The 13,579-nt window shown below is 47.1% G+C and carries 10 protein-coding genes; 3 read left to right on the forward strand and 7 right to left on the reverse strand.

Translation table 11 applies throughout. The features are described 5' to 3' along the window. Positions 1-294: 294 nt before the first annotated feature. The 6 genes from trhO to BLV62_RS12465 form a co-directional block, all read right to left on the reverse strand. Positions 295-1,308, reverse strand: a complete 1,014-nt coding sequence (gene trhO / locus BLV62_RS12440) for an oxygen-dependent tRNA uridine(34) hydroxylase TrhO (protein WP_089762071.1) — start codon at positions 1,306-1,308, stop codon at positions 295-297. A 108-nt stretch (positions 1,309-1,416) separates the two neighbouring features. Continuing rightward, a complete protein-coding gene (locus BLV62_RS12445; protein ID WP_089762073.1) occupies positions 1,417-1,623 on the reverse strand; it encodes a hypothetical protein in 207 nt (68 codons plus the stop codon). A gap of 392 nt (positions 1,624-2,015) precedes the next feature. Further along, on the reverse strand, positions 2,016-4,541 hold the full coding sequence (locus BLV62_RS12450; protein ID WP_089762075.1) for a DUF5686 and carboxypeptidase regulatory-like domain-containing protein: 2,526 nt from the start codon (positions 4,539-4,541) through the stop codon (positions 2,016-2,018). An 83-nt stretch (positions 4,542-4,624) separates the two neighbouring features. Next, positions 4,625-4,984, reverse strand: coding sequence for a hypothetical protein (locus tag BLV62_RS12455; RefSeq protein ID WP_089762076.1), 360 nt, complete (start codon positions 4,982-4,984; stop codon positions 4,625-4,627). Positions 4,985-5,309: 325 nt separating this feature from the next. Next, positions 5,310-6,500 carry a trans-sulfuration enzyme family protein gene (locus tag BLV62_RS12460; RefSeq protein WP_089762079.1) on the reverse strand — a complete coding sequence of 397 codons (1,191 nt, stop codon included), beginning with the start codon at positions 6,498-6,500 and terminating at the stop codon, positions 5,310-5,312. Between the two features lie 21 nt (positions 6,501-6,521). After that, positions 6,522-6,941 (reverse strand): OsmC family protein, encoded by a 420-nt coding sequence (locus tag BLV62_RS12465; protein ID WP_089762081.1) that lies wholly within the window; start codon positions 6,939-6,941, stop codon positions 6,522-6,524. 126 nt (positions 6,942-7,067) lie between these two features. Between BLV62_RS12465 and metX the strand changes: the two genes are divergently transcribed. Together metX and BLV62_RS12475 are read left to right on the forward strand one after the other, a co-directional pair. Next, complete coding sequence (gene metX, locus BLV62_RS12470) at positions 7,068-8,105, forward strand: homoserine O-acetyltransferase MetX (RefSeq protein WP_225889529.1); 1,038 nt, start codon at positions 7,068-7,070, stop codon at positions 8,103-8,105. A 97-nt stretch (positions 8,106-8,202) separates the two neighbouring features. Continuing rightward, positions 8,203-11,085: a TonB-dependent receptor gene (locus tag BLV62_RS12475; protein WP_089762085.1), complete on the forward strand. Its 2,883-nt coding sequence runs from the start codon at positions 8,203-8,205 to the stop codon at positions 11,083-11,085. Positions 11,086-11,159: 74 nt separating this feature from the next. Here BLV62_RS12475 and ychF read toward each other — a convergent pair whose 3' ends face one another. Continuing rightward, positions 11,160-12,263 carry a redox-regulated ATPase YchF gene (gene ychF / locus BLV62_RS12480; RefSeq protein WP_089762087.1) on the reverse strand — a complete coding sequence of 368 codons (1,104 nt, stop codon included), beginning with the start codon at positions 12,261-12,263 and terminating at the stop codon, positions 11,160-11,162. 67 nt (positions 12,264-12,330) lie between these two features. Between ychF and BLV62_RS12485 the strand changes: the two genes are divergently transcribed. Beyond that, positions 12,331-13,563 (forward strand): nucleoside recognition domain-containing protein, encoded by a 1,233-nt coding sequence (locus BLV62_RS12485; RefSeq protein WP_089762089.1) that lies wholly within the window; start codon positions 12,331-12,333, stop codon positions 13,561-13,563. Positions 13,564-13,579 lie beyond the last annotated feature (16 nt).

Below are 13,579 nucleotides of genomic sequence, written 5' to 3' on the forward strand. Positions count from 1 at the left end.
TCAGTAATGATCATCCTACTCCGCCCTGCCGAGAGGAAACCACGCGGGGCGGATTTTTTTTCACGCGAATGTTTCACGCAAAGGGGCAAAGAAGCAAAGCCCGCAAAGGATTTTTTTTAAGGGAAATAAGAAAAGCAAAGGGAGTGAAGAATGTGTTATATAACATAATCTTTACTCCCTTTGCTTTTCTTAAAATCCGCTTTGGTCAAATTCCTTTGCCCCCTTATTCCCCTTACCAAAAATCCTTTGCGAGCTTTGCTTCTTTGCCCCTTTGCGTGAAACATTCGCGTGAAACTACAAATGCCGGTGGCGGGATTTATTGAATTGTATGCCTTTTACTACGCCTTTACGCAGTTCGATCTGTTCTTCTAAAGGTAAGGCGTGAATATTTTTACACTCTTCGCTGCAGCAGGAGTTATATTTTTCCCTGCATTTATCGCATTGGATGAAGAGCAGGTGACAGCCATCGTTAGCGCAGTTGACATGAGTATCGCAGGGTTCCCCGCATTGATGACAGTGGCTGATGATATCGTCGCTGATGCGTTCGCCGAGGCGATCGTCGAACACGAAGTTTTTCCCTTTGAATTTAATGGGGAGTCCCTCTTTTTTTGCTTTGTTGGTGTATTCGATGATGCCGCCTTCGAGGTGGAATACGTTTTTGAACCCGTGATGCAACATGTAAGCGGAGGCTTTTTCGCAACGGATACCGCCGGTGCAATACATGATGATGTTCTTGTCTTTCTGGTCGGCCAGCATTTCTACGGCCATTGGAAGCTGTTCACGGAAGGTATCAGAAGGTACTTCTATAGCGCCTTCGAAATGCCCTACTTCGTATTCGTAATGATTGCGCATGTCTACGATCACGGTGTCGGGGTTCCCGGATAATTCGTTAAAGGCCTGGGCGTCCAGGTATTTACCCCGGTTGCTCATGTCAAAGGTTGGGTCGTCGATGCCGTCTGCAACGATCTTTTCACGCACTTTAACTTTAAGGACATAGAATGATTTGCCATCGTCGTCTACTGCGATGTTCAGGCGAACGCCGTTAAGAAAATCGATCGCATATAATGCTTCCTTAAACGCTTCGAAATTGTGTTCAGGCACGCTGACCTGGGCATTAATTCCCTCAGCTGCCACATAAACGCGGCCGAATGTACCCAAATTGTTAAGTGTGAGGTAGAGCTGATCCCGGAAGGCTTTTGGGTCAGCTATCTTCGCGTACTGGTAGAAAGAAATAGTAACGCGTTTAAATGTTTCCTGCGCCAACCGCTGCTTTAGCTCGGTGGCTGATACTCTGTTGTGTAATGCCATTTTTTGCTTGAAATTTTAAGGACAGTTACCTGCTGAACAAAACTTCAATCAAATTTCTCTTTTAAGAAAATATGATTAGGGTGCAAAAGTAGCAAAAAACCTTGGAAATCAGGAATAATAAACCCGGGCTTCCCTTCCCCACTGGTGTAATGTGTTGAGGCTGAACCAACCCAAAGCGCTGATAATAAATATATAACCCACAAAACCCGGCACACTCAAAGCCATAGCTCCCGGCAAATCGTAAAAATCGGTGTAATAGGCTGCGGCAGCGAGAATAATACCTAAGATGAGTGCGAAAACAGCTATTCTATTCATGACTGTGAAGGTTACTGCGGTAAGTGATACACAATGTTATATACGAAAGATATAAAGAAAAAGTTCTACAAACAAAAAAAAGAATATTTATTTTTTTATAACTATTTGACAATTATTGTATATAACTTTGTGACCAAGTTACAACCCCTCTTGGCACCCTTTTTGAATTTTCATTTCTGAGAACGCAAATTATTGTTGAACCCAAAAAATTAAAAGGTTATGACGCATTACATTACTTACTTTGTTTACGCAATCATTGGTATCTGGATTTATAGATTGCTGGCTTATTACTTCGATGAAAAGAAAGAGCTTAAAAGCCGGAAAAAATAAAACTGTGTGATTGGCCGCGGGCCTTTATTTCAGCAACATAGTGATAAAGGCCCCCGAAAGTGTTAATCAATAGCTGCTTTTAACGCACTTCCTATCACCCCTCCGAAACCAACCCTAACGCCTACACGCGTAGGCGCCTGGCTCTGATAGCCGGCTACCACATCTACCCTCGCCACTTTAAAGATATTCTCCAGCCCCGCAAAAGCCTCGATATAGTTATTCCGCTGATTTACATAGAACGCATTTGAACCGATCACCAGGTTCCATTTCAGCTTATTCAGCAACGGTATCTTATTCGTCAGCAACCCATTGAAGTGGTGTTCCAAGTTTGCCATTGCATAGAACGAAGCCGTGGTACTGTACTGGTAATACGGCGCCAGCTGGAAACTGTTCAGGTATCTGTCATTATAAAAAGTCCTGTTCCCGTTAAAGTGCTGGTAATCCGGCAACTGCACATTCTTATCGTTCAAAAATCCGCCAGCCGATACCTGGTACCTGAATTCGCCAAACAGCTTGAAGTTCATATTGTCGTATACGGCAACCTTCCATTTATCATAATCCACTACGCTGTTAGCGATATTCGGTATCCCCTTGATATACTGAACAGTGAAAGTCGGGTATTTGGATCCGATGGAAATTTTCCGATCAGGAAATTCCACAAACTGTTGACCTGGCTGGAAACTGAATCCTATACTCGCCACAAAAGCCTTATGCCTGGTGAATGGGATATTACTCAACTCTTCAGGATGATTCGGGGTAAACGACTTTTTGTCGTTCTTAAACAGCACGAAATCCGTTGTATTCTCCAGCGGCATCCTGTCTTCATACAACAGGGACACAGCCAGCCGGCTATTATTCTGGAAGGTCCGGCCATAGGCCAGGTTACCGAACCAGTTCTCATATAACTTCATGTAGTTCTCTTTGAAAACAAGAGTGTATAATTCATTCATTAAGTTACCTATGGGGTTGGCCGGGTTGATCTGCATAATGCGTTTTCCGCCTGCTATACTCCAGGTATCCCTTCCGATTTTATTCGCCACTTTCGATCGTTTGCCGAAATCGATCCGGGTAAACGCGTTCAGATGCGTATTGCTTAAGCCATAACGGATATTTGGCCGGATCACCAGGCTGGTTTCGTCGCTTGTGTTAAAGTAAAGCGTCGGTTCCAGCGCTAAAGCCAGGCCCTCCACCGTGTTATATTTCAGGGCTTTGACAAGGCCTTTTATGTTCAACGAATTAAAGAGCACGGCGCTGTCGCGGGAGAAGTAATATTTCCGGCTCACATCACTCCATAATATATTCGCGACCGTTATCTTCTTCTGGGCATGCTGCAGGGAGTCGATATGCCGGGGCGACAAAGCCGCTTTTTTATTTGCCTGGGCTGCGCTGTCTTTTTCGTGGAAGTCCTTTACTTCCAAAGGTTCCAGCGGCACCGGCCTGATACTGTCCCAATAACCGTGAGGCTGTTTGTTATAAGATGAATCGTATTTGATCAGTACATTATCGAAGAATTTAGGACCTAATTTAGGGTCCAGGTTATAATGGCTGTAGACGTTCACGAAGTTGCCTGCCATAGCAAAACCGAATTTATCCAGGGCAATATGGAGTACCTGGTCTTTGGTTCTCCATACTTCGGGCGTCACCTCTACATGCGTTTGACGGATATTAAGGGTATCGATGATCTCCAGTTGGTAGTCGCCGGTCAGCAGCAGGTCCACGCTATAGATCCTCCAATCGCCGTCTGTTATGAAAATAGACCCGCTGAACAGGGGCTCATGCTTTCGTTTGGGGATCACCTGGATCTTGTTCACTGTTTTACCATCATCTATAAAAGTTCCTTCCAGTTTGTATTTATAAAAGCTTAGCGCATTTTCTGCGATGGGAGAAATATATCCGCGGGGCCCCATTTGCGTAATAACGGCAGATACGTTGTTATCATAAAAGCTGATGATCGCCGGAAAATCGAGTCCCAGTCCTCCCCCGCTTACCCGGCTGGAAATTACATCCAGCTTGATCTTATCCGGTTGCCGGCAATATACTTTGGTAAGGGATTCGGAAAGGAACACCACTCCTTTGCCTGTGCTGTCGACCCCCACATCTTTCTTATCTACCTTCTTGCCCAGGAACTTTTCAGGAACGTTGCGGACCCCAATACTCCCTTTTATATAGGAAGTACAGGAGTATTCGTATACCTGTTCCTGGTAGAATTTCCTTTTTTTAATTGCCTCCCGGATAATAGCATATGCAGGATCTTCTCCTCCGGCCTTCACCACTATTTCTTTGATCTGCATTTGCAGCGGTTCCAGGCGGAAATTCAACTGCTGTTCAGCTGCTGTTACCGCTACTTTTACCTCAGTTTTTTTATAACCGATATACTGGCAGACAACTGTATAGTTGCCATTGGGCAACTCAAGCTGGTATTGCCCTGCCGCATTGGAAGTTGTTCCGGTAGTAGTTCCTTTAATAAATATGGAAGCAAAAGGGAGGGGTTGATTGTTATTATCTGTAACTGTCCCTTTTACCAGGGCAGCCTGACAATACAACGAACATAATACAACAAACAGGGTGGTAGATAGAAATTTTGTCATATCCCCAAATCTAAGGGCTTAATTCCTGCGGCGAATAGATGCAAAATTGGTTTAGGAGAATTTTAACAGCCAAGATAAGAAGTCTAGGCTACTTTCCGGGGCGCTCTCAGGTAGGCGGCGGTCAATGATGCAAACCCCGCTACCAGTCCGCCGATCAGCGAACTTACTACTCCTATCAGCGGCGCGCTACGCACTTTCAGGATCATTTCACTCATCCTGTTTGCCAGGATATGATCATTCCGTACATCCATGTAAAACGCCAGCGCCAACCACAGTAAAAAGATCGCTATAAAAGCGCTGCTGAATGCCTTACCCGGCGTTAACGGTATCAGTATCGTAACCAGGAAGGCAACCAGGGCGGTACTCCACCAAGGCATCACCATGCCGGCAACATACGCCAGTATCAAAATAAGCAGGAAGTGAGCGAAGGTCTTCGTTTTCATATCCGGAAGTTAAACAATTTCACGAATTTTTCACGCAAAGGCGCAAAGGAGGCAAAGAACGCAAAGGATTTTTTTTTCACGCAAAGGCGCAAAGAAGCAAAGCCCGCAAAGGATTTTTGGTAAGGGGAGTAAGGGGGCAAAGGAATTTGACCGAAGCGAGTTTTAAGAAAAGCAAAGGGAGTGAAGAATGTGTTATATAACAATCTTCACTCCCTTTGCTTTTCTTATTTCCCTTAAAAAAATCCTTTGCGAGCTTTGCTCCTTTGCTTCTTTGCGTGAAAAAATCCTTTGCGGGCTTTGCTTCTTTGCGCCTTTGCGTGAACCTTTAAGCGCTGTGGTCCAGGGCCTGGAGTATGTCTTCCAGGATGTCGTTCACGTTTTCGAGACCAACGGAGATACGGATCAGTCCTGGGGTGATGCCTACCTTTAGTCGTTCTTCTTCGGTCAGTTTGGCGTGGGTAGTGCTGGCCGGGTGCGAAGCGATGCTGCGGCTGTCGCCCAGGTTGGCGGTTAATGAGAGGAGTTCCAGCGAATCCAGGAACCTTACTCCCTGTTGCAATCCGCCTTTCAGTTCAAAGCAAACCAGTCCGCCGCCGCCCGACATCTGTTTGGTTGCAACAGCGTATTGGGGATGGCTGGGCAGGAAGGGATAGCGAACGAAAGAGAGGTGACGGTTACCTTCCAGGGCGGTAGCGAGTTTCAGCGCGCTTCCGCTATGTCTTTCCATTCTTACATGCAGGGTTTCCAGGCTTTTACTGAGCACCCATGCGTTGAATGGGGATAATGCCGGACCTGTACTCCTGCAGAAGGCATGGATTTCTTTGATCAATTCTTTTTTACCCACTACTACGCCGCCGAGTACACGACCCTGGCCATCTATCCATTTGGTAGCGGAAGTGGTTACCAGGTGAGCGCCGAATTCAATAGGGCGTTGCAGTACGGGACTGGCAAAGCAGTTATCAACGTTCAGTATCAGGTTATGTTTGTTAGCTATTTCTCCCAACAATGCCAGGTCAATGATTTCGAGGCCCGGATTGGAAGGGGTTTCAACAAAGATCATTTTAGTATTGGGCTTGATCAAAGCCTCTATACCATTGGGATCATTGATATCGAAGTAAGTAGCTTCTATGCCGTATTTAGGCAGGAACTTGGAAATAACGGTATGTGTAGATCCAAAAATAGAGCTGGCAGACAACAGGTGGTCGCCGGCTTTCATGAGGGCCATGAAGCTGGCGAAGATAGCGCTCATGCCAGAAGCGGTTGCATGGCCTGCTTCGGCGCCTTCCAGCGCACACATCTTGCGGATCAATTCATCAACATTCGGGTTGCTGAAACGGCTGTATATATTGAAATCCGTTTCGTCTGCAAATGTTGCGCGCATTTCTTCCGCGTTATCAAAACAAAAGCTGGAAGTAAGGAACATAGGTGAAGTATGTTCCATTTCGTCCGTCTTCGGCACCTGAATTCTGACCGCATTGGTTTCAGGGGAATATTTTCTGTTGCTTTCTTTGCTCATTGGATATGGTAATTAAAGCTGTTAGGCATTCAATTTCACTTCCCAGGTCAGTTTGGTATTACCCTGACGCAGGGTTTCTGCTACTGAACAGTACTTGTTCATAGAGAGTTCTACGGCACGTGCAGCTTTATCCGCATCTACGTTACCAGAGATATGAAAAACAATGTGCGCAGTTTCCCAGAGAGAAGGTTCTTTACCCTTTTCTCTTTCGGCTTCGATCTCGATTCTAAAATCTGTTACTTCCTGCCTTTGTTTTTTCAGGATCATTAATACATCGATGGCGGAACAGCCTCCCAATCCCATTATCACCATTTGCATAGGCCTTACACCATTGTTCTTACCGCCGTTTTCCAGAGATGAGTCCATCAATACTTTGTGGCCGCCTTCATCTACTGCTTCCATATTAAATCCGTCGTCTACTCTTTGTAATGCTATCTTCATGATTTTTTGAGTTTCTGAAAAACAAAGATAATTTAAAAGAAGACCAATTTCTAATTAATAGCCATGGATACCTGTAAATCAATATTTCATGCCCGGTAGATGAATTTTAATTCTGATATTGTAGTTTTGCGCAAATTTAACATAGCATTGTCGGCAAAGGTATTTCACAGTAAAGAAGCATTTCGGTTAGAGTCCGGAGAGGTATTACCATCATTACAGATAGCGTATCATACGTACGGCTCCATGAACGAGGATGGCAGCAATGTAGTATGGGTATGCCATGCCCTGACGGCTAACAGCGATGTTGCCGATTGGTGGACAGGCCTGATCGGACATGGCAAAGTGATAGACCCTGCCCGGCATTTCATTGTTTGCGCCAACGTACTTGGCTCCTGCTATGGAACCAGCGGTCCGCAAACCATTAACCCGGCAACCGGCGAACCCTGGTACAGGACCTTTCCTACCATTACCATCCGGGACATTGTACAGGCGCATGAACTGTTACGCCGGCACTTGCAGATCCAACGCATTCATTTGCTGATAGGCGGCTCTATGGGCGGCTACCAGGTACTGGAATGGGCATTGATAGCGCCCGAGGTAATTGAACGCCTGTTCCTCTTATGTACAGGCGCCGCAGAAAGCGCCTGGGGCATTGCCATCCATACCGCGCAACGCCTGGCCATCGAAGCAGATGAAACCTGGCAAAACCCCGCTCCCGATGCCGGAAGCAAAGGTTTGAAAGCTGCAAGGGCCATAGGCATGCTCACCTACCGGAATTACCGGACCTTCGTACAGGCCCAGACCGACCCGGATAAAGAGAAGACAGATAACTTCAGGGCTTCTTCCTATATCAACTACCAGGGCGAGAAACTCGTAAAACGGTTTAATGCACAATCGTACTGGTTGTTGACCAAAGCAATGGACAGTCACAACATTGCCCGGGGCCGACATGAAAAGATTACCACTACCCTTTCCCATATCAAACAACCCGCTTTACTGATAGGTATCAGCAGCGATATTCTTTGCCCGCCGGAAGAACAACAGTTCATGGCCACCTTCCTTCCCAACGCGACCTACCACGAGATCGACTCGAGCTATGGACACGATGGTTTCCTGATAGAATTCGAGAAGATCGGGCAGATATTGAAGTCGTGGGATCATTAAAAATATAACGCAAATGTTTTTCAACAGTGAGTTCAGATATCGGAAAAACTAGTTATATTTAGTTAGAACCGAAATCTAAACCCAAACTCCACTGTGTATGAAAAACAAGCTCTTTAAACGAGGTTTAGGCGTTGTGTTGTTTTTATTATGCGCCTGCAGCATAACATTCGCACAAACCAATGTAACCCTCTCCGGCGCCATACGTGACAAAAGCTCGGGAAATGCCATGGCAGGCGTAACTGTAGCAATCAAGGGAGGAAGGGCAGGAACTGTTTCGAATAACAACGGAAGTTTCCAGCTAAAAACGGTGCAAACATTCCCGTTGACCCTTGTTTTTTCCTATGTTGGTTACAAAACGGAAGAAAGAACCCTCTCCTCAGCTTCCACAGATCTGCAAATTGAACTAACCCCAACCGAAGTACTGGGCCAGGAAGTAGTTGTTGCCGCCAGCCGTATCCAGGAAAGTATCCTACAATCGCCTGTTTCTATCGAAAAACTAGACAGCCGGGCCCTTAAAGCATCTCCGGCTCCCTCTTTCTATGATGCGCTGGGCAACCTGAAAGGCGTGGAAATGAGCGCTCAAAGCCTGACCTTTAAATCTGTCAACACCCGCGGGTTTAACAGCAACGGTAATACCCGTGTACTCCAGTTGAACGACGGTATGGACAACCAGGCCCCCGGCCTTAACTTCTCCGTAGGCAACATGGTTGGTATCCCCGAACTGGACCTGGATAACGTAGAGTTGCTGCCAGGCGCCGCATCCGCCCTCTATGGCCCCAACGCCCTCAATGGCATTGTACTGATGAACAGCAAAAATCCTTTCCAATACCAGGGACTAAGCGCACAGGTTAAAACCGGTATACTGAACGATAACGGCCGTACAACCGCTACCACGGGCTTTTACGATGTATCTGTCAGGTATGCCCAGGCTTTTAATAACAGGTTTGCATTCAAGCTCAATATCGGTTACCTGCAGGCTAAGGACTGGCAGGCCTACGATCACCGCGATCAGAGCCTCGCCAATGGCCATACCCTGGCCGACGGCACCAGGGCTAATAACGAGGGATATAATGGGGTGAATATATATGGAGATGAGAACTCTGCAAACATCTACAGCTCCCTGGCCCTCCAGGCAGCCAACCCCGCTTCGGCACTCAGCCAGCAGCTGCAGGCGGTAGCCGCCAAGCTGAATAACCTCGTCACGCCAGCGCAGATCCTCGGGGCTGCCATTCCAAATATGGACGTAACCAGGACAGGCTATAATGAAGCGGACGTAGTGGATTACAATACAAAGAACCTGAAACTGAATGGAGCGCTCCATTATAAAATAAAGGAAGACCTGGAAGCGCTCATCCAGGGAAGCTACGGTTACGGTACTACGGTATATACAGGGGCCGACAGGTATTCGCTCCGGAATTTTAACATGGGGCAGTATAAAGCGGAGATCAAAAGCCCTGACTTCTATGTTCGTTTATATACGACCCAGGAGAGATCGGGCGACAGCTATGCAGGCGGAACGCTGGCAGCCGGCATCAACGAGGCATGGAAGCCTAGCAGAACGCAATGGTTCCCGGAATATTTCAGCACCTATGCCGGGTTGGCGATCCTGGATTTTGCCAACACTTACGGCGCCGCGCTTCAAAGCGGCAAAACCCCTGATGAAGCCATGGCAGCAGCCAAAGCGAAGCTGGATGCGAGCCGTGGCGGTTACACATCGGCCGCCCGCGCCAAAGCTGAAACAGGCAGGTTGTTGCCCGGCACCCCTGAATTTGATGCAGCGGCAGAAAAGGTAAAGAACAAAGCCATACCGGGAGACGCTTCCGGCGTTGGCGCCAAGTTCACGGATAAAACTAACCTGTACCAGGCCGAGTTTATGTATAACTTCCATAAACTGATCCACTTTGCCGAAATATTAGTTGGCGGTAACTACCGCCGGTATGCGCTTAACTCTGAAAAGACGCTTTTTGCGGTAGATGACAACGGCAACGAATTCCGGATCAACGAATACGGAGGATATTTACAGGTAATGAAGAAAGTAGCGGATGAGCATCTGAAACTGACAGGATCTATCCGTTACGACAAGAACATGAACTTCAAGGGACAGTTCAGCCCCCGTTTATCGGCCGTTTATACCTTCCTGAATACGCATAATATCCGCATTTCTTACCAAACTGGTTTCAGGATCCCGCATAACCAGGACCAGTACATCGACCTCGTAACGCCCCAGGCCCATCTGCTGGGCGGTTTGCCGTTCCTGCGTGAACGTTATGGCCTGAATAACGGGCCTGTATATACGTTGCAGTCGTACCTGGCCGGCCATCCGGAGCAATATACTTTCAGGGAATTCCTGCCTGAACGGATACAGGCCTACGAGATCGGTTACAAGGCTCTGATTGCCCAGCGATTGCTGATAGATGCGTATATCTATAAAAATGATTTCAAAAATATGAATGGTACGCAGGTACTGGTAAAACCAACCGCCGATCCGTCAAATCCTGACATCTACTCTATCCCTGTCAGTGCAACGGAAACCGTTAAATCCTGGGGTTGGGCGCTGGGCGTCGATTACAGCCTGCCTGCCAACTTTACTGCCGGGGGCAACATCTCGTATAACGAGTTGAGTAACGCCAGCAGCCTGGGTTCTTTCCTGGCGATGTACAATACGCCAAAAGTGCGTTACAGCCTGAATTTCGGAAATAGGAACATTGCGAATTCCAATTTTGCGTTCAACATATTATGGAAATGGCAGCAGTCATTCATCTGGCAGTCGTCGTTTGTGGGGCCAAAAGTAAACGCGCTTGCCCTGAGCGAGATCCCTGCATTCGGAACGCTCGACGCTATGGTAAGCAAATTCTTTCCTAAGGCAAAAACTACTGTAAAATTAGGAGGGGTGAATATCCTGAACAAGAAAGTAATACAGTCCTGGGGCAACCCTACCATGGGTTCCCAATGGTATATATCCCTGGGCTACAACTTATAACAACGGGTTCGTAAGAAAAGCAAAAGGCTGTCTCTACCGGGTAGAGACAGCCTTTTGCTTTAAAACGTTTATGATTATACGTTGAAACGGAAGTGCATTACATCCCCATCTGCAACGATATACTCTTTACCTTCAATTCTCAGTCGTCCGTTATCCCTGGCGGCAGCTTCGGAACCATATTTTACGTAATCGTCGTACGCGATCACTTCCGCTTTGATGAAACCTTTTTCAAAGTCGGTGTGGATCACGCTGGCGGCTTGCGGCGCTTTCCAGCCTTTGTGAATGGTCCATGCCCTCACTTCCTGTACGCCGGCAGTGAAATAAGTGATGAGGCTCAGCAGGTTGTAGGCGGAGCGGATCAACCTGTTCAGGCCGGGTTCAGATAAACCGTATTCGCCGAGGAACAGTTCTTTATCGGCCGGGTCTTCCATTTCGGAGATCTGCGCTTCGATACTGTTGTTCATGATGATCACTTCAGCGTTTTCGGCTTTTACGGATTCTTTCAGCGCTTCAGAGAATTTATTTCCTGTATGGATAGAGGCTTCGTCGACATTGGCTACATAAAGCACAGGTTTTTCTGTGAGCAGGAAGAGGTCAGCGATGGCTACCCTTTCTTCTTTGCTTAAACCCAATTCCCTGATATTACGGCCTTTTTCGAGGTGTTCCTGGCATCTTTTCAGTACTTCGAACTCGGCTTTTGCTTTTGCGTCGCCGCCTGTTTTGGCCATCTTTTCGGTGCGGGCAACTTTGCGTTCCACGCTTTCCAGGTCTTTCAACTGCAGTTCGGTATCGATAATTTCTTTATCACCAACCGGGTTGATAGCTCCTTCTTCGCGGAGGATGTTATCATCTTCGAAGCAGCGGATCACGTGTACGATGGCGTCTACTTCACGGATATTGGCCAGGAACTTGTTTCCCAAACCTTCTCCTTTGCTGGCGCCTTTTACCAATCCGGCAATGTCTACAAACTCAATAGTTGTAGGTACGATGCGGTCTGGTTTTACCAGGTCTGCCAGTTTCTGTAATCTTTCGTCTGGTACATCTACCTGACCAACATTTGGTTCTATAGTACAGAAGCGGTAGTTGCTGGCTTGCGCTTTAGCGCTGTTGCTCACCGCATTAAATAAAGTCGATTTTCCTACGTTCGGCAATCCTACAATTCCAACTTGCAAAGCCATTTCTAAAAATTTGCGCAAAGATAGGTTTATTTTAGTTTATTTGTTGATATAAACCAATAATCTAATAATGGCGTTAAACTACGTTTGGCTAGGATTTTTTCTTATAGCTTTTGTTGTAGCAGTATTTAAATCGATCGTTTTACATGATACCAGTGTATTTGGCGACATCATGAACGGGATGTTCGCCAGTGCAAAGACCGGGGCGGAGATCTCCCTGGGCCTGGTGGGTATTATGACGTTGTGGCTGGGAATAATGCGTATAGGGGAAGTAGCGGGGATGATAAACCGGTTTTCCCGTTTCGTGAATCCCTTCTTTTCCAAACTGTTCCCCGACGTGCCTAAAGGGCATCCGGCAATGGGATCGATGATGATGAACTTCAGCGCAACTATGCTGGGGCTGGATAATGCGGCTACTCCCTTGGGGCTGAAAGCTATGAAGGAGCTGCAGGAGATCAATCCTAAACCGGAGGAAGCCAGCAACCCGCAGATCATGTTCCTGGTATTGAACACAGCGGGCGTGGTGCTGATACCTACTTCCGTTATCGCCATTCGTTTAGCGGCGGGAGCGGCCAACCCGGCCGATATCTTTATCCCGACCCTTATCTCTACTTTCATCGCCTTTATTATAGGTATGTTCACCGTGGCCGCCTACCAGCGTATCAACCTTTTTAAATTACCGGTGCTGGTATTCCTCGCTACTTTTGCAGCTGTTGTAGCCGGGCTATGGTTCTGGGTAAAACATTTGCCGGCCGACGAGATCGGGCCTAAAACAGCTTCCCTTGGCGGCGCGGTTATATTTGTCATTATTATAGCGTTCCTGGTTGCAGGGATGATAAAAAAGATAAATGTATACGACGCTTTTATCGAGGGGGCTAAAGAAGGATTCCAGGTAGCGGTACGGATCATTCCTTACCTGGTGGGCATGTTGGTAGCTATCAGCGTGTTCAGGACAACCGGGTGCCTGGACTACGTGGTAAATGCGATCGGCTACTTCTTTGCCTGGCTGGGATTCAATACTGATTTCGTACCGGCATTACCGGTAGCGTTCATGAAGCCCCTTAGCGGCGGCGGAGCCAGGGCGTTGATGGTGGATATTTTAAAAACTCATGGAGTGGATTCTTTTGTGGGCAAACTGGCCAGCGTGATACAGGGAACTACTGAAACTACGTTCTATGTACTGGCTGTGTATTTTGGGTCTGTTAACATCAAACATACCCGCTATGCCCTGGCAGCAGGTCTGATAGCCGATTTCTGTGGTATGATCTGCGCCATCTTCCTCTGTTATCTCTTCTTCCATTAACTAAATAATAAAACAA

This window comes from Chitinophaga terrae (ex Kim and Jung 2007) (assembly GCF_900107795.1).
Lineage (GTDB): Bacteria > Bacteroidota > Bacteroidia > Chitinophagales > Chitinophagaceae > Chitinophaga > Chitinophaga terrae.